This is a genomic window from Mesorhizobium sp. WSM4822, assembly GCF_055811155.1.
The window spans coordinates 261,074-284,058 of sequence record NZ_JBVVQM010000004.1; the positions used below are offsets into that span (position 1 = coordinate 261,074).

The 22,985-nt window shown below is 62.8% G+C and carries 19 protein-coding genes and 1 tRNA gene; 6 read left to right on the forward strand and 14 right to left on the reverse strand.

Annotated features, from left to right (window positions below):
* Positions 1–13: 13 nt before the first annotated feature.
* Entirely contained in the window at positions 14–1,633 is a 1,620-nt protein-coding gene (locus AC0L3E_RS11930; RefSeq protein ID WP_127327168.1) for an ABC transporter ATP-binding protein, read from the forward strand.
* 33 nt (positions 1,634–1,666) lie between these two features.
* Here the strand turns inward: AC0L3E_RS11930 and AC0L3E_RS11935 are convergent, their stop codons facing one another.
* From AC0L3E_RS11935 to AC0L3E_RS11950, 4 genes are all read right to left on the reverse strand, one after another.
* The gene (locus AC0L3E_RS11935) at positions 1,667–2,011 is read right to left on the reverse strand and encodes a hypothetical protein (RefSeq protein ID WP_473604838.1); all 345 of its coding nucleotides are present in this window, start codon (positions 2,009–2,011) and stop codon (positions 1,667–1,669) included.
* 226 nt (positions 2,012–2,237) lie between these two features.
* Positions 2,238–2,681, reverse strand: a complete 444-nt coding sequence (locus tag AC0L3E_RS11940; RefSeq protein ID WP_245469507.1) for a hypothetical protein — start codon at positions 2,679–2,681, stop codon at positions 2,238–2,240.
* A gap of 6 nt (positions 2,682–2,687) precedes the next feature.
* On the reverse strand, positions 2,688–2,978 hold the full coding sequence (locus AC0L3E_RS11945; protein WP_306462346.1) for a hypothetical protein: 291 nt from the start codon (positions 2,976–2,978) through the stop codon (positions 2,688–2,690).
* A 706-nt stretch (positions 2,979–3,684) separates the two neighbouring features.
* A tRNA-Pro gene (locus AC0L3E_RS11950) sits at positions 3,685–3,761 on the reverse strand.
* 200 nt (positions 3,762–3,961) lie between these two features.
* Here AC0L3E_RS11950 and AC0L3E_RS11955 point away from each other — a divergent pair.
* Positions 3,962–5,482, forward strand: coding sequence for a phosphomannomutase/phosphoglucomutase (locus tag AC0L3E_RS11955; RefSeq protein WP_128307534.1), 1,521 nt, complete (start codon positions 3,962–3,964; stop codon positions 5,480–5,482).
* An 11-nt stretch (positions 5,483–5,493) separates the two neighbouring features.
* Positions 5,494–7,734 (forward strand): mannose-1-phosphate guanylyltransferase/mannose-6-phosphate isomerase, encoded by a 2,241-nt coding sequence (locus AC0L3E_RS11960; protein WP_473604839.1) that lies wholly within the window; start codon positions 5,494–5,496, stop codon positions 7,732–7,734.
* Positions 7,735–7,742: 8 nt separating this feature from the next.
* On the opposite strand, the gene betB is transcribed toward AC0L3E_RS11960, so the two are convergent.
* The 5 genes from betB to betI are packed head-to-tail and all read right to left on the reverse strand — an operon-like array spanning position 7,743 to position 14,025.
* Positions 7,743–9,206 (reverse strand): betaine-aldehyde dehydrogenase, encoded by a 1,464-nt coding sequence (betB, locus tag AC0L3E_RS11965; protein ID WP_473604840.1) that lies wholly within the window; start codon positions 9,204–9,206, stop codon positions 7,743–7,745.
* Positions 9,207–9,262: 56 nt separating this feature from the next.
* On the reverse strand, positions 9,263–10,915 hold the full coding sequence (gene betA / locus AC0L3E_RS11970; RefSeq protein WP_128307592.1) for a choline dehydrogenase: 1,653 nt from the start codon (positions 10,913–10,915) through the stop codon (positions 9,263–9,265).
* The gene (locus AC0L3E_RS11975; RefSeq protein WP_292335925.1) at positions 10,908–11,909 is read right to left on the reverse strand and encodes a threonine/serine dehydratase; all 1,002 of its coding nucleotides are present in this window, start codon (positions 11,907–11,909) and stop codon (positions 10,908–10,910) included. The genes betA and AC0L3E_RS11975 overlap by 8 nt, the downstream gene beginning before the upstream one ends.
* A complete protein-coding gene (gene betC / locus AC0L3E_RS11980; RefSeq protein WP_127380077.1) occupies positions 11,909–13,438 on the reverse strand; it encodes a choline-sulfatase in 1,530 nt (509 codons plus the stop codon). The genes AC0L3E_RS11975 and betC overlap by 1 nt, the downstream gene beginning before the upstream one ends.
* Positions 13,435–14,025 (reverse strand): choline-binding transcriptional repressor BetI, encoded by a 591-nt coding sequence (gene betI, locus AC0L3E_RS11985; RefSeq protein ID WP_127322783.1) that lies wholly within the window; start codon positions 14,023–14,025, stop codon positions 13,435–13,437. Before betI ends, betC begins: the two co-directional genes overlap by 4 nt.
* 203 nt (positions 14,026–14,228) lie before the next feature.
* Between betI and AC0L3E_RS11990 the strand changes: the two genes are divergently transcribed.
* Together AC0L3E_RS11990 and AC0L3E_RS11995 are read left to right on the forward strand one after the other, a co-directional pair.
* Positions 14,229–15,395, forward strand: a complete 1,167-nt coding sequence (locus AC0L3E_RS11990) for an acetyl-CoA acetyltransferase (RefSeq protein WP_473604841.1) — start codon at positions 14,229–14,231, stop codon at positions 15,393–15,395.
* Between the two features lie 25 nt (positions 15,396–15,420).
* The gene (locus tag AC0L3E_RS11995) at positions 15,421–16,425 is read left to right on the forward strand and encodes an asparaginase (RefSeq protein ID WP_473604842.1); all 1,005 of its coding nucleotides are present in this window, start codon (positions 15,421–15,423) and stop codon (positions 16,423–16,425) included.
* On the opposite strand, the gene AC0L3E_RS12000 is transcribed toward AC0L3E_RS11995, so the two are convergent.
* Positions 16,418–17,794, reverse strand: a complete 1,377-nt coding sequence (locus tag AC0L3E_RS12000) for a TIGR03808 family TAT-translocated repetitive protein (RefSeq protein ID WP_127397351.1) — start codon at positions 17,792–17,794, stop codon at positions 16,418–16,420. The genes AC0L3E_RS11995 and AC0L3E_RS12000 overlap by 8 nt on opposite strands.
* A gap of 120 nt (positions 17,795–17,914) precedes the next feature.
* Here AC0L3E_RS12000 and greA point away from each other — a divergent pair, with 120 nt between their 5' ends.
* Positions 17,915–18,388: a transcription elongation factor GreA gene (gene greA, locus AC0L3E_RS12005; protein WP_127319077.1), complete on the forward strand. Its 474-nt coding sequence runs from the start codon at positions 17,915–17,917 to the stop codon at positions 18,386–18,388.
* Here the strand turns inward: greA and AC0L3E_RS12010 are convergent.
* The 4 genes from AC0L3E_RS12010 to AC0L3E_RS12025 all read right to left on the reverse strand — a co-directional run bounded on the left by AC0L3E_RS12010 (position 18,385) and on the right by AC0L3E_RS12025 (position 22,625).
* Positions 18,385–18,774, reverse strand: coding sequence for a type II toxin-antitoxin system death-on-curing family toxin (locus tag AC0L3E_RS12010; protein WP_127269972.1), 390 nt, complete (start codon positions 18,772–18,774; stop codon positions 18,385–18,387). The two genes, greA and AC0L3E_RS12010, sit on opposite strands and share 4 nt — an antisense overlap.
* Positions 18,771–18,992 carry an AbrB/MazE/SpoVT family DNA-binding domain-containing protein gene (locus tag AC0L3E_RS12015; protein WP_127269970.1) on the reverse strand — a complete coding sequence of 74 codons (222 nt, stop codon included), beginning with the start codon at positions 18,990–18,992 and terminating at the stop codon, positions 18,771–18,773. The genes AC0L3E_RS12010 and AC0L3E_RS12015 overlap by 4 nt, the downstream gene beginning before the upstream one ends.
* A gap of 70 nt (positions 18,993–19,062) precedes the next feature.
* On the reverse strand, positions 19,063–21,186 hold the full coding sequence (gene scpA / locus AC0L3E_RS12020) for a methylmalonyl-CoA mutase (RefSeq protein WP_473604843.1): 2,124 nt from the start codon (positions 21,184–21,186) through the stop codon (positions 19,063–19,065).
* The gene (locus tag AC0L3E_RS12025; protein WP_473604844.1) at positions 21,183–22,625 is read right to left on the reverse strand and encodes a methylmalonyl-CoA mutase subunit beta; all 1,443 of its coding nucleotides are present in this window, start codon (positions 22,623–22,625) and stop codon (positions 21,183–21,185) included. Before AC0L3E_RS12025 ends, scpA begins: the two co-directional genes overlap by 4 nt.
* Positions 22,626–22,985: the final 360 nt, after the last annotated feature.

Sequence of the window (22,985 nt, forward strand, 5' to 3'; positions counted from 1 at the left end):
GGGGATCGCTAAGATGGCTGCTTCCGAAACGATCCTCAGCGTCAAGGATCTGCGTGTCCGCTTCCGTACGCTCGACGGCGCAGTCGAGGCGGTGAAGGGCATCAGCATCCACGTCAATGCGGGCGAGACCGTTGCCGTGGTTGGCGAATCCGGGTCCGGCAAAAGCCAGACGATGATGGCGGCGATGAGCCTGCTGGCATCGAATGGCGAAGCGACAGGCAGCGTCGATTATCGCGGCCGCAATCTTCTGACGCTCAGCAAATCCGAGCTCAACCAGGTTCGTGGCCGCAAGATCAGCATGATCTTTCAGGAGCCGATGACTTCGCTCGATCCGCTCTATTCGATCGGCAACCAGTTGATCGAGCCGATCCGCCGGCACCGGGGCCTGAATGCCGCCGAGGCGCGGGAAGAGGCGCTCAAGCTGCTGCGGCTGGTGCATATTCCCGATCCCGAGCGGCGGATGAAATCCTATCCGCATGAAATGTCCGGTGGCCAGCGCCAGCGTGTGATGATCGCGATGGCGCTCGCCAACGACCCTGACATATTGATCGCCGACGAGCCGACGACGGCGCTCGACGTGACCATCCAGGCGCAGATCCTGATGCTTCTGGCCGAATTGCAGCGCAAGCTCGGCATGGCGATCGTCTTCATCACCCACGATCTTGGCATCGTCCGCCGCTTTGCCGACCGGGTCTATGTCATGCGCCAGGGCGAGGTTGTCGAGGAGGGGGAGGCGGAGGCCATCTTCGTCAATCCCCAGCATGCCTACACGAAAATGCTGCTGGCGGCCGAGCCGGCCGGCAGCAAGGCGCCGCCGCCCGCCAATGCTCCGGTGCTGCTCGAAGGCAGAAATGTCGAAGTGACGTTCAGGATTGGCGGCGGGTTTCTTGCTGGTGAACCGCTGATGCTGCGTGCCGTCGATCACATCTCGATCCGGCTGCAGCGAAACCAGACCATCGGCATCGTTGGTGAATCCGGCTCGGGCAAGTCGACGCTCGGCCGCGCCTTGCTGCGGCTGTTGCCGAGCGACGGGCTTATCCGTTTCGGCGATCGCGACATTTCCCAAGCCGACAGGCAGGCGATGCGGCCGCTGCGGCGCCAGATGCAGCTCGTCTTCCAGGACCCGTTCGGCTCGCTGTCGCCGCGCATGACCGTCGGCCAGGTCATCACCGAAGGACTTCTGGTGCATGAGCCTGATCTTTCGGGCAAGCAGCGTGATCAACGCGCGGTCGACGCCTTGCGCGAGGTCGGCCTCGACCCCAACGCACGCAATCGCTACCCGCACGAATTCTCCGGCGGCCAGCGGCAGCGCATCGCCATTGCTCGCGCCATGATCCTGAAGCCCAGGCTGGTGGTATTGGATGAGCCGACCTCAGCGCTCGATCGCTCTGTGCAGAAACAGATCGTCGAACTGCTGCGCAAGCTGCAGGCGGACCACGAATTGTCCTATCTCTTCATCAGCCACGATCTGTCGGTCGTGCGCGCCATGGCCGACTACATCATCGTCATGAAACAGGGCAAGATCGTCGAGGAAGGGCCGACTGAGGCGATCTTCAGCGATCCGCGGCACGCCTACACACAGACGCTGATGGCCGCGGCGATCGACGTGACGCGATTTCGCCTGAGCGCCTGAACCGGGCTCCGCACCGAGGCATTGGCTGTCCGCTCAATTCGCGGACCTGGGGCACTTGCGTGCTCGCACAGCGGCAATGGCATCCTGTTGCTGCTTAAGCCGGTCGATCCTGGCTGTTTCACGGTTGGCTACCGCCGTCTTCACGCGTGAGCCGCCGAGCAGCCAGCGTGGAACATTGGTGTTGGCCACCTTGCCGCGCGTGATTGCCGTTTGCGAGATGTCACGGGCGACGTCTCCCATCGCCCTGTTGAGGTCGGTGCACGTCATCGAATCGTATTTCGCTGCATCGACGGTTCTGCCGAGCGATGAACAGCCAGCGAAGAGAACCAGCGCCATCACAAGAATCAAGGGCGGGGCTGTGGTTGAATTCAAATTCATGTCGCACTCGGCCCGCCGTTTTCGCTGACTCCATCAGGTCCATCGACCCTAAAGCCGACGGACCTTTTCGTCAAAATATGCGGCCCGCGAAGAAACCTGCCACCGGCCAGCCTTTGCGTCCGGCGCAGGAACATTCTCTGCCACTCGAATTGCTATCTGGCGCGTGTTGGGTTCAATCACTGGTGAACGCAGAGAGCCCGTCCCGGCGACGTCGGGCGGGCCTTTCCTACGCTGCTTCAGCCACGAACGTCGACGGGGGGCAACCGCCGAGCACTGCCTGAGCGATGTCGGCGTCATTTTCATCGACATGCGCCATCACCAGAACCACCCCCTCGGCAACGTCTTGATCATCCGCCTTCATGGCGGCCATGGCGAATGTTCCAAACAGACCGCCGGCAACGCTGCCACAGACCGCGCCCGCCACCGCTGTTGGCAGCACGCTCGCAGCAAGAGGATTGGTGCCATAGGCCGCAACGGCGCTCAGGCAGGCCAACACGCCGGCGGCAGCGCCAAGTAACGATCCCAAAGCGGAAACCCTAAGAGATCCCGCCTCGTTATTGTAAGGCCCGATGATGGCGATCTGTACGCGAGGAATTCCGGCCGCCACCAAGTCGCTGGCGACCCGCGCCGCATCGGCGGGGGAATCAAAAAGTCTGCTAATCGTCGGCATGGTCGCTTAACGCTTCTGGCTGTTCAGCGTCGTGTCGGTGAGGAATGACGCGGCAATCAGGTCGTCAATCTCGATTCGGCCCTCGTCGCCCTCCATGATGGCCGCGACCTTCTGGAAGGTCTTCATCTCGTCTTCGGTAATCTGGGCTTCCTGCATCCTGGCTTTGATCTCTGTCATGCGCATGCCCAGGGCATGGGATTTCTTGGTCTCACGGTTCGACATGCTGCTGCTCTTTAGTTTTTCATTAATCGTTTTTCGCCCACCACCCGAATTTGGGGCAAGGGCAAGCGTTTCCAACCTGGACTTCGGTCGGGCAGGGGCTGGACTTAAGTCTGGTTGCGGGCATGATTGGGATGCGTGCCAAAGGCCTCTCGTGGCCCCACTCCCATTAAGACCCGACTCCCATCAAGAATCGGGGCCGGATCCCTGCGTCGGTACCCGTCGTTCGATCACCACGGGATGGTGCCGATGGGTTAGGACGAAACCTGTCACGACAGTGCTGTCGTGGTGATGATGCCGGCGCCTATGATCATGGGACGCACGACGGAACATTAGGCGTGCCTGATGGTTTATTTCTCGCAGCCGGGATCACGATTTGGTGTCTGCTGCAGATCAGTCGGCAAAGGCTGGTCGGCCCGCGTTCTCCGCCAGAGGCGCGGGCTTCCCCAGGCAACAGGAGAGAGATCATGAACAACATCATTTGGCTCGTTGGAGCTGTAGTCATCGTGATAGCGATCTTGAGCTTTTTTGGCCTCCGCTGAGCGGAAACGCGCGTATCCGTCAGGATCTTTCCAGAATCTGTCCGCGAGCGCACGCATGAAAGCATCAGGCGGCCGGTTGGACCGTCCGGTTACTGTCCAGTGCAACAGGCATCGCTGTCGGCCGAGTCACAGAGGCACGGCGAATAGAAATTCGCCCATCCGACTGACGGGGGACGCGAGCAGTCTCGCTTGAGGGGCAGGTGGAGCGCCGAAGTCGGGATGCGCTAACTCTTTGTTTTTTCTGGTCGGAGTGGCAGGATTTGAACCTGCGACCCCCTCGTCCCGAACGAGGTGCGCTACCAGGCTGCGCTACACTCCGTGACCAGACCGCGGGCTTATAGCCGCCACACTTGGTTCCTGCAAGCGGCACGGCGGCACTTCTGTCGCATTTCGTCGGCTTTCGTCGAGCATTGCCCGAAAGGCCCGGATTCCCTTCCGGAATAAACGTGGCCTAAAGCCTTGTGTGCTAAGCCGCAGCCCTCGACAATTCGTAATTTCTGCCATTCGGAGTTTCCAGTCTTGTCCTTCAGCATCGTTGGCGACGCCCGGCCCAACAGTTTCGAATTCGAAACCGAAGCGCTGATCAAGCCATCCGGCTTTCGCGAATATGATGCGCGCTGGTGGTTCGGCCATCCCGGCTCCGCGCAACTGCCGGAGCTCAATCTGATCGGCGTCCAGGCGCTCGGCATGGGGCTTGGCACGCTTATTCGCCGTCTCGGCGCCGGTCCAGATATCGTCACCGGGCATGATTTCCGCTCCTATTCGCTGTCGATCAAACTGGCCCTGGTGTCCGGTTTGATGGCCGCAGGCGCACGGGTGAGGGACATCGGACTGGCGTTGTCGCCGATGGCGTATTTCGCCCAGTTCGCTTTGGATACGCCCTCGGTCGCCATGGTCACCGCTTCGCACAACGAAAATGGCTGGACTGGCGTCAAGATGGGTGCTGCGCGGCCGCTGACCTTCGGCCCGGAAGAGATGAGCGCGCTGAAGGCGATCGTGCTGGCAGGTGATTTCGATCTCGTCGGCGACGGCTCCTACGATTTCATCCGCGACTTTCGCGCGACCTATCTCGACGATCTGACCCGCGACAAGCGCATCGCCCGAAAGCTGAAAGTGGTCGCAGCCTGCGGCAATGGCACCGCCGGCGCCTTCGCGCCGCGGGCGTTGCAGCGCATCGGCTGCGAGGTCATCGCGCTCGACGTCGAGCTCGACCATACATTTCCGCGCTACAATCCCAATCCCGAGGACATGCGGATGCTGCATGCCATCCGGGACAAGGTGCTGGCATCAGGCGCCGACATCGGCCTTGGCTTCGACGGCGATGGCGACCGCTGCGGCGTCGTCGACAATGAAGGCAATGAAATTTTTGCCGACAAGGTCGGTGTGATGCTGGCAAGGGATATTTCCAGCCAGCATCCCAACTCGACCTTCGTCGTCGACGTCAAATCGACCGGCCTGTTCCATACCGACGCAATGCTGCGCGCCAATGGCGCCGTCACTGACTATTGGAAAACCGGCCATTCCTACATCAAGCGCCGCGTCGCCGAACTCGGTGCTGTCGCCGGTTTCGAAAAGTCGGGTCATTTCTTTTTCAATCCGCCGATCGGGCGCGGATATGACGACGGGCTGATCACCGCCATCGCCATCTGCCAAATGCTGGATCGCAGCCCGGGCAATTCGATGGCCGATCTTTATCGCGCCCTGCCGCTGACCTTCGGCACGCCGACCATGTCGCCTCACTGCGCGGACGACGTGAAGTATGGCGTTGTCGAGCGGGTGGTTGCCGACTTTCGGGCCATGAAGCGGGATGGAATGGTTTTCGCTGGCCAGAAGATCGCAGACCTCATCACCGTCAACGGCGTGCGCGTCGTCGCCGACGACGGCACCTGGGGGCTGGTGCGCGCCTCATCGAACAAACCGGAACTGGTCGTGGTGGTCGAAAGCCCGGTGTCGTCGCAGCGTCGACGGGAGATGTTCGAGGCTGTCGACGCCGTGCTGCGCCGCAGCCCCGAGGTGGGCGCCTACAACCAGACCTTTTGAATGGTAGTTGAATGACCGAGCGGATTGTCAGTTTTGTCATGAGCGGCGGCGTCGGCTCGAGATTGTGGCCGCTGTCGCGCGAGGACAACCCCAAGCAGTTCCACGATCTGTCCGGCGATGGCTCGATGCTGGCCAAGACCTTGCGCCGGCTGACGGCCCGGCCGGAAGGCGAAACGCCGATCTTCCTGATCGCCGCGGAGCGCCATGCTGATCGCGTTCACGCCGATCTTGCTGGTCTCGACCTCGCCGGCGGCGGTCCGCTGTTCGAGCCGACCGGGCGCAACACAGCCGCCGCCGTCGCACTGGCGACGCTGCGCACGCTGTCCGAATTCGGTGACAGCCTGGTGCTGGTGGTGCCGTCGGATCATGAGATATCGACCCCGCGCCAATTCTGGCATAGCGTCGAAGCCGGCACCGAGGCAGCGCGTAGTGGACGGCTGGTGGTGTTCGGCATCAAGCCGACACAGCCCGAGACCGGCTACGGCTATATCGAGGTCGCGGCCGAAAGCGGCGGCACCTTCGATGTGTCGCGCTTCGTCGAAAAGCCGGATATTGAGACTGCGCAAAGCTATCTCAAGGCCGGAAATTTCTACTGGAACACCGGTATCTTCCTGTTTCGCGCCGTCGCCATGCGTGATGCCTTCATAGCGTTCCAGCCGGATATCTGGCTGGCCACCGAAGCAGCTTACAGGGCAGCGACATCGGATCTGTCCGGCCTTTACATGCCGCTAGAACTCTACGCCACCATTCCGTCGAACTCGATCGACTACGCCATCATGGAGCGGGCAAAAGACATCGCCATGGTGCCGGCCGGCTTCCGCTGGAACGATCTCGGCTCCTGGCAGTCGCTGCTCGATGTCGGCCCCGCCGACGACCGGGGCAATGTCATCATCGGCGATGTCGTCGCTATCGATTGCGAGAATTCCTACATTCGCAGTGATGGCCGCCTGCTGTCGGCGATCGGCATGAAGGACATCGCCATCGTTTCGACATCGGATGCCACCTTCGTCGCCCCGGTCAGCCACAGCCAGCACGTCAAGAAGATCGTCGAGCAGCTCGAAAAATCGGGTCGCCTTGAAACCAGGTTCACGCCGGCGCATGACCGCGTCATCGAAAGCGGCGCCTGGCGCCGGCGCGTGCATCACTGGCTGTTTCAGGAGACCTTGCCGCTGTGGTCGACATCGGGGGTCGACGAACGCCATGGCGGCTTTCACGAAGCGCTCGGCCTGGACGCCTCGCCGCTGATGAAGCCCAAGCGCATGCGCACCATGGCAAGGCAGGTCTATGCTTTCGCCGTCGCCCGAGCGCGCGGCTGGGACGGTCCGGCCGACCGGCTGATCAGCCACGGCATCGCCTTCATGGCCGGCAAGGGCCGCACCGACAAGGGCGGCTGGGTTCGGGCGCTGAATGTCGACGGTTCGGTCGCCGACGCCACCGAGGATGCCTACGATCATTCCTGCGTGCTCCTGGCGCTCGCGCATGCGCATATGTCTGGCAATCCAGACGCCTTGCGCCTCGGCGAGGAAACCTTCGCCTTTCTCGATGCGCATCTCGAAGACAGCCGCATGACCGGCTTCCTCGAGACATCGGACGGCAAAGGCGAGCGCCGCTCCAACCCGCATATGCATCTGCTCGAGGCCTTCCTCGCTTGGCATCAGGCGACTGGCGAGCGCGCCCATCTGCGCCGCGCAGCGCGCATCATCGACCTCTTCCGAAGTCATTTCTTCGATCCGGAAAGCTGGACGCTTGGCGAGTATTTCGATGCCGAATGGAAGCCATCCGCAGGAGAGAAAGGGTCATGGACCGAGCCTGGCCACCATTTCGAGTGGGCCTCGCTGCTGGTTGATTTCGCTGGACGCAGCGGCCAGGCCGAATTGAGCGGCTTTGCCAGAAAACTCTACGCGTCGGCCACTGCCAATGGCCTCAACCGCGCCACCGGCCTTGCTTATGGCGCCGTCTCGCGGCAGGGCCTGCCGCTCGACCTGATATCACGCAGCTGGCCGCAGGCCGAAGCGGTGAAGGCGGCTATCGCGCTGGATGGTTCGGGCGGGCCGGACCTGAAGCCCGAGATCGAAGCGCGCGTCGGCCGGCTGTTTCGCTGGCACATCGACCCGGCGCCGCTCGGCCTGTGGATCGATCGCATCGACGAGCGCGGCCGCTCACTGGCATCGGACGTGCCCGCCAGCATCTTCTATCATCTGGTCTGTGCGCTGACCCAGTATCTGGACAGCACGGCCGACCCGAAGGCGTAGAGGGTTGATCAGTACGGGCTCGCCACGTCGCCCGTCTCGACATAGATCGACTTCAGCTGCGAATAGAGTGCCAGCGCCGCCAATGAATTCTCACGTCCGATGCCCGACTGTTTGAAGCCGCCGAACGGGATTTCGACCGGCGTCAGATTGTAGGCGTTGATCCAGCAGGTGCCGGCCTGCAGCTCGGCAATAACGCGGTGGGCGCGCGGCAGGTCACGCGTGAAGACGCCGGCGGCAAGGCCGAATTCGGTGTCGTTGGCGCGGTCGATCACCTCGTCCTCACCGTCGAATTTCAGCACGCTCATGACAGGCCCGAAAATCTCCTCGCGGGCGATGCGCATTGTGTCGGTGACGCCGGTGAACACCGTTGGCTCGACAAAGAATCCGCCCTGGAAACCCTGCAGCGAAGGCACGTTGCCGCCACAGGCAAGCGTTGCTCCGTCCTGCTTGCCGATCTCGATATAGCCCACTACCTTGTCGTGCTGCGCCTTGGAAACCAGCGGCCCCATCTGGGTTTCGGGGTCGAGCGGGTCGCCGATGCGGATTTTCTTGGTCCGCTCGATCAGACGCTCGACGAAGCGGTCGTGAATGCCGCTCTGCACGAAGACGCGCGTGCCGTTGGAACAGATCTGCCCGGTCGAATAGAAATTGCCGAGCATGGCGCCGCCGATGGCGTTCTCGATGTCGGCATCGTCGAAGACGATCAGCGGCGACTTGCCGCCGAGTTCCATCGTCGCGTGCTTCATCTTCGAGCCGGCCAGCGACAGCACCTTGCGGCCGGTCGGCACCGAGCCGGTCACCGAGACCTTGGCGACGACATCGTGGCCGACGAGCCCGGCGCCGACATCGCCATAGCCTTGCACCACGTTGAACAGGCCGTCAGGCAGCCCGGCCTCGCTGTAGATCTCCGCCAGTGCGAGTGCTGAAAGCGGCGTGTTTTCCGATGGCTTGAACACCATGGCGTTGCCCATGGCGAGCGCCGGTGCCGATTTCCAGCCGGCGATCTGGATCGGGTAGTTCCAGGCGCCGATGCCGACACAGACGCCGAGCGCTTCGCGCCTTGTGTAGGCGAAGGGTCCGCCGAGATCGACCGACTCGCCATTGTAGGCGGCAACCGCACCGCCGAAATATTCAAGGCAGTCCGCTGCCGATGGGGCGTCCGCCATCAGCGTTTCCTGGATCGCCTTGCCTGTATCCAGTGTCTCGATGCGGGCGAGGTCGGCGTTGCGGGCGCGCAATATGTCGGCGGCGCGGCGCAGGATGCGCCCGCGCTCGACCGGCTTCAGCCGCGCCCAGGCGGGCTGCGCCGCCCGCGCCGCCTCGACGGCGAGTTCCAGCACGTTCGGCGTCGCCGAACGCAGCATGGCGATGGTCTCACCGGTTGCCGGATAGATGACCGGCAGCGGCGCGCCGCCTTCGTCCTCGATGTAGCGTCCGTTGACATAGTGCGATGCCGTGGGCTGGGCGCGCATGGGAGGTCTCCAAATCGTCTTCGCGGCATGCATGATCGTGCAGTCACGATCATGCTCTATCTGTCCGACGCCTGCCAGCGCGGATTGATCCATGGTTCCTGGTTGGACGGCGCCAGCGGTGTCCGGCCAAGGATGTGATCGGAAGCCTTCTCCCCGGTCATGATCGATGGCGCATTGAGATTGCCGTTGGTGACGCGCGGGAAGATCGAGGAATCGGCGACCCGCAATCCTTCGACGCCAATGACCCGGCATTCCGGATCGACGACGCTCATCATGTCGTCGGCGCGGCCCATCTTGCAAGTGCCGCAAGGATGGTAGGCGCTCTCGGCATGATCGCGGATGAAGATGTCGAGCTCGTCGTCCGACTGAATGTGGCTGCCCGGAGAGATTTCCTTGCCCCGATAGGGGTCGAACGCCGACTGCCCGAAGATCTCGCGCGTCAGCCTGATGCAGTGGCGGAACTCCTCCCAATCGTCTGGATGCGACATGTAGTTGAAGCGGATCATCGGCTTGGATTTCGGGTCCGGCGAACGCAGCGTCACCGAACCGCGCGACTTCGAGCGCATCGGTCCGACATGCGCCTGGAAGCCGTGCGATTTCGCAGCCGCCTTGCCATCATAGCGGACTGCCGCCGGGATGAAATGGTACTGGATATCGGGGTAGTCGACGCCGGCGCGCGAGCGCACGAAGGCTGCCGCTTCGAAGTGGTTGGTGGCGCCAAGCCCGGTCTTGAGGAACAACCACTGCGCTCCGATGAGTGCTTTCGAGAACGGGTTCAGCACCGAATTGAGCGTGATCGGCAGCAATGATTCCTGCTGGATGTAGAGCTCCATATGATCCTGCAGATTGCGGCCGACACCGGGCCGGTCGGCCACCACCGGAATGCCGTTTTCGCGCAAATGCTCGGCCGGGCCGATGCCGGACAGCATCAGTATCTTGGGCGAATTGATCGACGATGCGGCGACGATCACCTCACGTCGCGCCTTAACGACCTGAATCTGTTTGTGAGCTTCGATCTCGACGCCGATGGCGCGTTGATTCTCGATAATCACGCGCCGCGCAAAGCCCTTGACCAGACTCACATTTTTGCGCTTCAGCGCCGGCTTCAGATAGGCCGATGCCGCCGACCAGCGGCGACCGCCGCTGATGGTCTGCTCCATCGGCCCAAAACCTTCCTGCTTGGAACCATTGTAGTCTTCGGTCAGTTCGAACCCGGCCTGGCGACCAGCCTCGACAAAGGCGCCATAGAGCGGATTTTTACGCGAGCCGCGCTGCACATGCAGCGGCCCGCCGTGGCCGCGCCAGCCATCCTCGCCGCCGTCCGAATCTTCCATACGCTTGAAATAGGGGAGCACGTCGGCGAAGCCCCAGCCGGCCGCACCCTCTTCGGCCCAATGGTCGAAATCGCGGGCGTGGCCGCGCACATAGACCATGCCGTTGATCGAGGACGAGCCGCCGATAACCTTGCCGCGCGGTGTCGCCAGCACGCGGCCGCCGAGATGCGGTTCCGGCTCGCTGGCAAAACCCCAGTCGTAGAGGCTCATGTTGAGTGGGATCGACAGCGCCGACGGCATCTGGATCAGCGGCCCGATATCGCTGCCGCCGAATTCGATGACGATGACCGAATGCTTGCCGTCTTCAGACAGGCGATAGGCCATGGCCGAGCCGGCCGAGCCGGAGCCGATGATGACGAAATCTGCTTCAAGCATGGTTCATATGCGCCATGAAATCGGCGAGCGAGACATTGCCGCCGGTAGCCACAACAAGGGCGGTCTTGCCCCTCACATCCACCTTGCCGCCGAGCAGTGCGGCGAGCGAGGCAGCACCAGACGGCTCCAGCACCAGCTTCATGCGCTCGAAGGCGATCCGCATGGCGCTGCGCACCGATTGGTCGTCGACGGTGATGCCGCGAACACCGGCGGTCTTGACTGCCGCGAAAGGCGCGTCGCCCGGCCGTCGCGACATCAGCCCGTCGCAGATCGACTTCGGCCCGATCGGCATCGTCTCGATGCTGCCATGTGCCAGCGACGAGCCCATGCCGTTGAAACCTTCAGGTTCGACGCCGATGATCTCAGTGGCGGGCGACAGATAGTGGAAGGCGAGCGAAACGCCGCCGATCAGCCCACCGCCACCGACCGAGCAGAACAAAAGATCGGCGCTGGCGCCTTTGGCTTCGAGTTGGTCAAGCGCTTCGAGGCCGGCGCCCGCCTGGCCGGCAACGATCTCCGGATCGTCAAATGGATGCAGCAGGGCCAAGCCTTCGGTCTCGGCGATCTCGCGTGCCTTGGCGGCGGCGACTTCCTCACGCGCGCGTTCGCCATGGTCGGTCAGCACGACGCGGGCGCCATAGCCGGCCGTAGCATCACGCTTGGCGGCCGGTGCGTCGATCGGCATGACGATGGTGACGGGAATGCCGAGCGCCTGGCCGGCAGCCGCCAGCCCTTGCGCGAAATTGCCGGAGGAGTAGGCGACGACGCCTTTCCTGGCCTCATCAGTGGAAAGCTGCTTCAGGCGCCAATAGGCGCCGCGCACCTTGAACGATCCGGCCCATTGCAGCGATTCCGGCTTGATGAAGACGCGGGCCGCACCCGTCTCGCGGGCCAGTGCCGCCGATTCCAGCAGCGGTGTGATCTGCGTCGCCCTGGAGGTGACGGCATAGGCCTGCTTGAGATGGTCGAGGGAGGGGACGAGAAGGTCTGACATCATTCGCCTCGCGGATACCTTTTGCTCTCTTCGAGATTGTCGAGGTTCATGTGATTGCGCATGTAACGCTCGGACGCTTTTTGCAGCGGCTGGAAATCCCAGGGGTAATAGGCGCCGTTGCGCAGCGCCGGATAGACGACCCAGCGGCGCGCCTGGTTTTCGCGGACAGCGGCGTCGAAGCCGGCCATGTCCCAGCGCGCCTGGACCTTGTCCATGAATGCCGCCACCAGGCCCGCATTGGCCGCGTCGTCGGCCAGATTGTCCCGTTCGAGCGGATCGGCTTCGAGATCGAACAGTTGCGGCGGATCGAGTTCACAATGGACGAATTTGTATCTGCCGTCGCGGATCGCAACCAAGGGCGCGTTGGACCCTTCGGCCGCATATTCCATCAGCACCGGCGCGGTGCGCTCAATACCCTTGGTGAGCGGCAGCAGCGACTGGCCGTCGGTCCACGGCGCGATTGCAGCGATGTCGATGCCGGCGAGGTCGCAAAGCGTCGGCGCCACGTCAAGATTGGAAACCGGCGTCTCGATCAGCCCGGCGTGAACGCCCTTGCCGGCAATCATCAGCGGCACGCGCGCCGAGCCCTCGAAGAAGCTCATCTTGAACCATAGGCCGCGCTCGCCGAGCATGTCGCCGTGGTCCGAGCAGAACAGGATGATTGTGTCGTCGGCCATGCGGGTGCGCTCGAGAACATCCAGGATCTCGCCCAGCTTGTCGTCGACATAGGAGATGTTGGCGAAATAGCCCTGCCGCGAACGACGCACCTGTTCCGGCGTGATCTCGAAGGAAGGATAATCGCTGGCGTGGTACAGCCGCCGGGAATGCGCATCCTGCTCGTCATGCGCGATGAACCCGGTTTCCGGATCCAGCGCCTGGCAATGCTCATAGAGATCCCAATACTGCTTGCGCGCGACATAGGGATCGTGCGGGTGCGACAGCGAGACGGTGAGGCACCATGGCCGATGGCTCGCATCGTCCTGTTCGCGCGAAAGCTGATAGAGCTTCTGTGTGGCTAGGAACACGACCTCGTCGTCATACTCCATCTGGTTGGTGATCTCGGCAACGCCGGCGCCGGTCACCGAGCCCAGATTGTGATACCACCAGTCGATACGCTCGCCGGGCTTGCGGTAGTCCGGCGTCCAGCCGAAATCGGCAGGGTAGATGTCGGTCGTCAGCCGTTCCTCGAAACCGTGCAACTGGTCCGGCCCGACGAAATGCATCTTGCCCGACAGGCAGGTGTAGTAGCCGGCGGCGCGCAGATGATGGGCGAAGGTCGGGATCGATGAGGCGAATTCGGCGGCGTTGTCATAGACGCCGGTGCGCGACGGCAATTGCCCGCTCATGAACGAGGCACGGCCCGGTGCGCAGAGCGGCGACGCCGTATAGTTGTTGGCAAAGCGCGCCGAACGCGCAGCCAACGCTTTCAGATGCGGTGTGTGCAGAAAATCCGCCGGGCCGTCCGGAAACAAGGTTCCGTTGAGCTGGTCGACCATGACGATCAGAAAATTGGGTCGCTTCGTTGTCACTGTTTGCGCCGCTCGCCAAGTTTTGTTTCGAGATAGTCCTCGACCAGCGCGATTGCGGTCGCGGCATCAGGCACGCCGTCTTTCAGCGCCCGCCTGATGTAGAGCCCGTCGATCATCGCCGCAGTCGCTTCGGCGGCGCGGTCGGCCTCGGCCCTGGGCAGGATGCCGACAAGCCCGCTCATCAGGTTCGAGTGCAGCCGCCGCGCATAGACCCTGAGCAGCCGGCGCAAGGCCGATGATTTCTGCGCCTCGACATAGAAGGCGAGCCAGGCGGCGATGGTTTCCGGCTGGAACTGGATGTCGGAGAAGTTGACGGCGACCACCGCCGAAACGCGCTGGCGCGCGGTACCAGCCGATTGAAGGGCGCGTCGCATGTCGATGGTCAGTTCGGCCAGGATGTGCCGCATCGTCGCCAGCAACAACTCGTCCTTGGCGCCGAAATAGTGATGGGCAAGAGCCGACGAAACCCCGGCGCGTCCGGCGATCTCGGACATGGTGACGTCGAGCGAGCCGCGCTCGCCGATCGCCGAGATCGTCGCGTCGATCAGCGCCTTGCGGCGCAGCGGTTCCATTCCGACTTTCGGCATCTCGCGATGATCCTTTGAGAAAACAGGATTATTTTTTATTGACGCGTCAATCAACAAAAAAATCGACCGCGATCTTGGCTGTACCAAGCGATTGTCCGCCTCCCGCCCTTCACGAAGTGGGCAGGATTGTTTATATTTGAACAATAAAGGCGAAATGCGCCGTGAGCCCACATGTTAGGCTGGCGCCAAGGATGGAGACCGCCATGACCGCATGCATCGTTGGCTGGGCGCATTCGCGCTTCGGCAAGCTCGAGGGCGAAACGCTCGAAAATCTGATCGTCAAGGTGGCAACCGACGCGCTCGACCATGCCGGCATCGGTCCCGACGAGGTCGACGAGATCGTGCTTGGACATTTCAACGCCGGCTTTTCGGCGCAGGATTTTACCGCCGGCCTGGTGCTTCAGGCCGACGACCGGCTGCGCTTCAAGCCGGCGACGCGCGTCGAGAACGCTTGCGCCACCGGATCGGCCGCGGTCCGTCAGGGCATCCGCGCCATCGACGCCAATGCCGCCCGCATCGTGCTGGTGGTCGGCGCCGAGCAGATGACGACGACGCCGGGGCCGGAGATCGGCAAGAACCTGCTCAAGGCGTCCTATCTGCCCGAGGACGGCGAGACACCGGCGGGTTTCGCCGGCGTCTTCGGCAAGATCGCGCAGGCCTATTTTCAGCGCTACGGCGACCAGTCGGATGCGCTGGCCATGATTGCCGCCAAGAACCACAAGAACGGCGTCGACAACCCCTATGCACAGATGCGCAAGGATTTCGGCTACGAGTTCTGCCGCCAGGAGAGCGAGAAGAACCCGTTCGTTGCCGGCCCACTGAAGCGCACCGACTGCTCGCTGGTCTCCGACGGCGCCGCCGCCCTTATCCTTGCCGACACCGCCACGGCGCTGAAGATGCGCCGTGCCGTTGCCTTCCGCGCCAACGAGCATGTGCAGGATTTCCTGCCGATGTCGAAGCGCGACATCCTGACCTTCGAAGGCTGCGAACAGGCCTGGAACCGGGCGTTGAAATCAGCCGGCGTGACGCTCGACGATCTGTCCTTCGTCGAGACGCATGACTGCTTCACCATTGCCGAACTGATCGAATATGAGGCGATGGGTCTTGCCAAGCCGGGAGAGGGGGCCAAGCTGGCGCTGGACGGCACAACGGCCAGGGATGGCCGCCTGCCGGTCAATCCCTCCGGTGGGCTGAAGGCCAAGGGCCATCCGATCGGCGCCACGGGCGTGTCGATGCATGTCTTGACCGCCATGCAGCTTGTCGGCGAGGCCGGCGGCATCCAGGTGCCGGGCGCCAAGCTTGGCGGCATCTTCAATATGGGCGGTGCCGCGGTCGCCAACTACGTTTCCATTCTCGACCGGATCAGGTAAACCGCCCGCATTTACGGGAGGGTTCATGACAAATCCGGTTCTGATCGAAGTGTTGCGCGGCGCGATCGTCGAGAGCGCGCATCGCGGCTCAGTCGCGGTCTTCGATGGCGATGGCAAGCCCGTCTGGGAGATCGGCGACACAGCCAAGCCGGTGTTTCCGCGCTCGGCGGTCAAGGCGATCCAGGCACTGCCGCTGGTCGAAAGCGGTGCGGCCGATGCCTATGGCTTCGGCAACCGCGAACTGGCGCTCGCCTGTGCGTCCCACTCGGGCGAGCCGGCCCATGTCGAACTGGCGCGATCCATGCTGTCCAAGGTGGGGCTGGATGGGTCGGCGCTCGAATGCGGCACGCATTGGCCGTCCAATCATGACGCCGAGATTGCGCTCGCCCGCGCCGGCGGCTCGCCGAACGCATTGCACAACAATTGCTCCGGCAAGCATTCCGGCTTCCTCTGCACCTGCGTCCACGCGGGCATTGCGCATCGTGGCTATGTCAAGCCGGGACATGGCCTGCAGGAACTGGTGCGCGACGCCATGCAATCGGTGACGGGCGCTGTCCATGGTGAGGACCAGCGGGCCATCGATGGCTGTTCGATCCCAACCTATGCGGTGCCGCTCAGGAGTTTTGCGATCGGCTTTGCCCGCATGGCCACGACATCAGGTTTTGGCCCCGAGCGAGCCAAGGCCGCGAGGCGGCTACTTTCCGCCTGCATGGCCGAGCCGTTCTTCGTTGCCGGCACAGGCCGCGAAGACGTCGCACTGATGGAGGCCGCACCAGGGCGGATTTTCACCAAAGGCGGCGCCGAGGGCGTCCATTGTGCCGCAATTCCGGAGCTTGGTCTCGGCATCGCGCTCAAATGCGATGATGGCGCCGGCCGCGCCGGCGAAGCCATGATTGCCACCGTCCTCGCCAAACTGTTGCGCGCCGACGAGGCATTGGCGTTCAAGCTGAGCGAGTTGGCAAACACGCCCATCGAAAACCGCAACGGTGCCAAGGTCGGGGCGCTGAGGCCGACGGCAGCCCTCAACTGACGTGATTGCGCTCGACGGTCAGATGCGCATAGCCGGTATCGTTTGACGAGGCGAGGTCGCCTGTTGCGGGCTCGGCCCAGCGCTGGCCGACAACCGCACCGTTGAGCGCGCCGTCGATGATATTGTCTGAAATGACCGCCGTGCCGGCACCCTCGACCACGGACACGACGATACCGGTTCCGGCCTTGCGGATGATGTTGCCCGTAGCGACGACATTGCGCAGGTAGGGACCCCAGCCGATCTGCATGCCATAAAGCGGCGCGTTCTCGATGACGTTGTTGGAAACGGTGGTGTCGGCCTCAACGCCGATGCCGACGCCAAATCCCGGCGAGTCGGCGGGGTAGGGACCGCTGGTCGACAGATTGCGCACGATGTTGCCGGAGCAGACGCCCATGCGGCCGCCTTCGTTGAAATTGACGATCGAGATGCCGTTGGCGGCGCCGTCGACGATGTTGTTGCTGATGATGGCGCCTTCGAACGAGAACTCGGAATAGACCGCCGTTTCGCCCGAGCGCGAGCAGGTGTTACCCGATATCTGCAGGTTGCTGGCGCTGTTGGCGCGGATCGCCGAGAAGGCGCAGTCCGAGACGATGTTGCCCGAGATGACGACATTGCCGGCGCGAAAGGCATTGATGCCGTTGCCGTTCTGCCCGGTTCCGCCGCTGCGTGCCTGGATCCGTTGGACGCGGTTGCCGGTGACCATGGTGCCGTCTTCGGCCACCTGCCAGCGGTGCACGAGGATGCCGCCATTGGCGCAATCGGAGACGGTGTTGCCCGTAATGGACAGCCCGCCAGCCTCGACCGAGTAAATGCCGGCATCGGCGGCGCCCGATATCTCGCTGCGCTCGATCCGGCCGATCGCGTGTTCCAGCGCCAGTCCGTTCTTGCCGCTGCCGGTGATCTGACAATTGTCGATGGCGAGGTGCGCGATACGGCGCAGATCGAGCAGCCCTTGCGTGTAACCGCCCATCGTGCGGTTCGAACCATCAAAGACCAGACCGCTGAGTTCGATATGGTCAGCCTGTTCGGCCATGAAAAGGTGGCCGTCACCGCCGTAAACGACGCGCGTCGCGCCCGGCACCCCGGAAAGACGTACGCGGCCGGGCAGTGAAAGATTGGAGACGACATAGGTGCCGGGCGGCAGGAACACCGGCATATCGCGGGCATTGGCGTCACGCAGCAGCTTGGCGAAGGCCTTGCTCTGATCGTCTGATGTGCCGGGCTGCACGCCGAGTTCTGTGGCATTGATCGAGCCGCGCATCGAGGCTTTCTCGATGCCGCTCAAGCTTGCGGCCACCGCCTTGCCGAGCGCAAGGCCCATAACGGCAAAGCCTGCGGTCCCGGTCAGCAGTGTTCGCCTGTTCAACATTGGCACAGAATCTCAGTGTTCAAGCCTGATATCGCAGGAATCGTGCCAGCCGTTATGTCTCTCCCACCGAGACCGCTACGATGGCTTGTCGAGCAGCCTCTGCGCGCCTAAGTTCAGGAAATGAGCAGAGCTTTCACCCGCGAGGAAGACAGCGAAAACGCCATCGCCGGCGTCGGTGAACGGCCGGTCAGCCACCATCGCAATCTGGTGACGGAACGCGGCCTGGCGCAGATCGAGGACAATCTCGCCGATCTGCGCGACATCCTGGCGAAGGCCGAACGCAAAGCCGACCGCGAACGCATCGCGGTCGTGTCGCGCGACCTGCGCTATTGGACCGCCCGGCGTGAAAGCGCCGAACTCTCCGTACCGGAGCCGGGCAGCGACGTGGTGCGCTTCGGCATGGGCGTCACGATCGAGGGCGACGACGGCAGGAAGGTCCACTGGAAAATTGTCGGCGAAGACGAGGCTGATCCCACCAAGGGTAGCATTTCGCATGTTTCGCCGATGGCGGTCGCCCTATTCGGCAAGAAGATCGGCGACTTGGCCAGCGTCAACGGCAAGGAATGGGAAATCGTCAAGCTTTCCGAGAGCTAATCCTCGATCTTGACGACATGGTCGCGGAAGAACGCCGCGGCTCCGGCTTCATCGATCTCGCCTGAAGCAACGGCCATGACGAATTCGTAGAGCGTGCCGTTGTCGGCTGTCAGGACATGGCCGTTCACGATCAAAAATGCACCGGCTGCAACTATGGCCGTGCGCTTGTTGCCGTCGACAAAGGCATGATTTCTTGCGATGCCGAAGACATAGGCGGCTGCTAGGTCTTCAACCGAAGGGTTTTCGTAGTTGGCCTTGTTCTCGGCACGCGCGAGCGCAGATTCGAGAGCATTTTCATCTCTCAAACCTTGAGCACCGCCATGCCTGCGCAACTGCTCGGCATGCATCGCTTCAACCGCACGCCGGGTAAGGAACTCCCAGCTCATTCGGCGAGCTTCTGAAGCGCGACCTTGTATTTGTCCATGACCTTGCGAGCAGCTTCCATCTGCCGCTCGAAACTGTCGTCCATCGGCTCAAGGGCAATGCCCTTGTCCGTTTCGACGATCTGGAGCTGATCACCTGTCTTCATGTTCAGACGATCGAGCAGATCCTTGGGCAGGATCACACCTTCCGAATTGCCGATCTTGCGAATGGTCGTGTTCATGACAGATATCCTGTTGCAACGCCGATTATAACTCGATCGGCGAGAAGTTGCAACAGATATTATAACAAGCCTAGCGGACCGCCAGCAGCCGGTCCAGCAGCCGATCCGCCGCCTCCGGAATAACAGTTCCCGGCGGGAAGATCTCGGCAGCGCCGGCCTGTCGCACCGCGTCATAGTCTTGCGGTGGGATGACGCCGCCGGCGACGATCAGCATGTCGCCGCGGCCGAGCTTTTTCAGCGCGTCGCGCAGTTCGGGGATCAGCGTCAGATGTCCCGCCGCCAGCGACGAGGCGCCGACGATGTGGACGTCCTGTGCGACCGCCAGCTTGGCGATCTCCTCCGGTGTCTGGAACATCGCGCCGACGGTGACGTCGAAGCCGAGATCGGCGAAGGCCGTGGCGATGACCTTCTGGCCACGGTCGTGGCCGTCCTGTCCCATCTTGGCGACCAGGATGCGCGGCTTGCCGCCGATCTTCTTCTCGAAGGCGTCAAGCTTGTCCTGCAGACCGTCGACCACGGGATGATCGCCAAGCGCCTTGCGATAGACCCCGGAAATGGTCTGTACCGTGGCGACGTGGCGCCCAAACGCCCTTTCCAACGCGAATGAAATCTCGCCGACCGTGGCATTGGCGCGCGCCGCTCGGATGGCGAATTCCAGCAGGTTTTCATTGCCTTGCGCGGCACGGGTCAGCTCATCGAGCGCGCTTTCGACGGCGGCGACGTCGCGCGTGCCCTTCAGCCGTTGCAGCTTCGACAATTGCCGCGCCCGGACCTCGGCATTGTCGATCTTCAGCACGTCGACCTCGATGTCGGTCTCGGGCCGATGGGCGTTGACGCCGACCAGCATCTGCTCGCCGGAATCGATCCGCGCCTGCGTGCGCGCGGCGGCTTCCTCGATGCGCAGCTTGGGAATGCCCTGTTCGGTCGCCGCCGCCATGCCGCCGAGCGCCTCGACCTCCTCGATATGGGCAAGAGCGCGCGCCGCCAGATCATGCGTCAGCCGTTCGAGATAGGCCGAACCGCCCCACGGGTCGATGATGCGCGTGGTGCCGGATTCCTTTTGGAGGATGAGCTGGGTGTTGCGGGCGATCCGCGCCGAGTGGTCGGTCGGCAGCGCCATCGCCTCGTCGAAGGAATTGGTGTGCAGCGACTGGGTGTGGCCCTGCGTTGCCGCCATCGCCTCGATCATGGTGCGGACGATGTTGTTGTAGGGATCCTGCGCTGTCAGCGACCAGCCAGAAGTCTGGCAATGGGTGCGCAGCGACAGCGAGCGCTCGTCCTTGGGCGAAAAATTCTTCTGCATCAGGGTCGCCCACAACAGGCGCGCGGCCCGCAGCTTGGCGACTTCCATGAAGAAATTCATGCCGATGGCCCAGAAGAAGGACAGGCGAGGCGCAAAGCGGTCGATGTCGAGGCCCGCCGCGACGCCGGCGCGGGCATATTCGATGCCATCGGCGATCGTGTAGGCGAGCTCAAGGTCGGCCGTCGCGCCGGCCTCCTGCATGTGATAGCCGGAGATCGATATCGAATTGAACTTCGGCATGTTCTTCGATGTGTATGAGAAGATGTCCGACACGATCCGCATCGAAGGCTTTGGCGGATAGATGTAGGTGTTGCGGACCATGAACTCCTTCAAAATGTCGTTCTGAATGGTCCCGGCGAGATCCCTCTGTGCAACGCCCTGTTCTTCCGCGGCGACGATGTAAAGCGCCATGATCGGCAGCACCGCGCCATTCATCGTCATCGATACCGTCATCTCGTCGAGCGGAATGCCGTCGAAGAGCTGCCGCATGTCGAGGATGGAATCGATGGCAACGCCCGCCATGCCAACATCGCCGGCAACGCGCGGGTGGTCGCTGTCATAGCCGCGATGCGTGGCGAGATCGAAGGCGACCGACAGCCCCTTCTGGCCGGCGGCAAGGTTGCGCCGGTAAAAGGCGTTGGAATCTTCGGCGGTCGAGAAACCGGCATATTGCCGGATCGTCCAGGGCTGCTGGACATACATGGTCGGGTAGGGGCCGCGCACGAAGGGCGGCAGGCCGGGATAGGTGTCGAGATGCGGCAGCCCCTTGAGATCGCTTTGATTGTACAGATGCTTGGCAATGAGCCCTTCCGGCGTGGTCCGCTGGCCTTTGACCTCGACAGGCGTGCGGCGTGGCAGGACCCAGCCGATCTGGCCGAAGTCCGGGATCAAGAGCCGGCTCCGATCGATTGGTCGATGCGGACTGGAAACAGCGGCTCGCAGACGGCAACGCCTTCGGTGAAGGCCGGTCGCCGTTCCGCCGCCAGCGTCTCGACCGGACGTTCGTCCTTCGATGGATAGAGCGTGGTGCCGATGATGGCCCGTTCACCTGTGCGGTAGGCTGCATTGCGCTGCTCCGCCGCTGCGTGGACGCGCTTCTGGATGTGTCCGTCCTGAAGGCTGGACAGGACACCGCCCTCGGCTTCGATCGTCTGCAACTCCGCCCAGGCCAGTTCGCACAATTCCGCGGTCAGCGCTTCCACAGCGCCGGAACCATAGGCGGGATCGGTGACATGATCGATATGGCTTTCATTGGCCATGATCAGCTGCGTGTTGCGGGCAACACGACGGGCAAAACCCGCCGGCAGACCGTGCGCGATCGTGTGCGGCAGGATGGAGATCGAATCGGCGCCGCCGCACGCCGCGGCAAAGCATGCAATGGTGGTGCGCAGGATGTTGGTCTCCGGGTCCATCGCCGTCATCATGCGAAACGACGTCTCGGCATGGATACTGGCCGTGGATGTCGGGATCGAACAAGCCTCCTGCACCCGCGCCCAGAGCCTGCGCAGCGCCCGCATCTTGGCTATCGACAGCAATTGGTCCTGGTCGACGCTGAGTGCAAAACCGATATGAGGTGCGGCATAGACAAGCGGCTGCCGCGCCGTCTCGAACATTCTGAGGTAGGAGACAGCCGAAGCCAGCATGATGCCAAGTTCCTGCGCTTCCGTGGCGCCGGCATTGTGGAACACGCGCCCGTCAGCTTCCAGCAGCACGCCCGGAACGCCCATCGCGAAGAAATGCGCCAGCGACTGCGGCATGGAGGCCCGCAGCGCCTCGATCGACATGCGCAGCCGACCGGTTCCCGCGAAGATCGCTGCTGGATCGATGCCGAAGGAGAGGTTGAGTTTTGCCGGGTCCGACCGCCGCTTGCTCAGGAAAGCGACCAGCCAGTCGGCCACGGCGCGGCTCCAGGGATGGGCGTCGATGCGAACCTGGATGCGGTTGAGCGGTATGCCGTCAAGCACCGCCTCCAGCGCCTCCGCTGTTCTCGGCAAGCCGTAGCCGAACGCGTTCGGCGCCCCCTCGAAGACCAGCGACAATCCCGTGGCACCCTGTGCCACATCCTCCAGCGCTTGGCTTTTGGCGCGGTTGGTGTCGGGATCGTCGACCCGCTGGCTGACGATCCATGGCGATTTCGGGTTTGCGCGTACGATCGGTTCCGCCGCGGTGCTGCGGTCGTAGAGCGGTTCGATACGGATGTTGTCGTCGCTGTGCGAGACCAGCCTTTCCTCGAAGGAAGCGCCTGCCAAAGCCTTTTCCGCCAAGGCGAGCCATCGCTGACGCTCGATGTTTTCGGGTTCCACGTCCTGGATCAAGGCTCCGGCGCCCATCCGTCCTCCTCGTTTCATGCGGCCGCACCGGCCGGGAGCGGTGCAGTCTACGGTCCCTGGTCCGATATCGCAATGCAATGCGCTTCCAGAGACCGGATTCGATCCATCAGATATAGGTCAATCCGCGTGGACGACGATTGCCAAACAGCGGCAAAATCCGCAAGCTCCAAAAACCCGATTTGAACGAATGGGGCGATTTGGGCGAATGGCCCGGATTTGGGCGAATGGCCCGGATTTGGACGAATGGCCCGGATTTGGACGAATGGCCCCGATTTGGACGAATGGCATTGTCGCTGTGCAATGGCCTCACTATACCTGCGGCAAGGCCACTGGCTTTAGACACATCAGTTTGCGGAGACC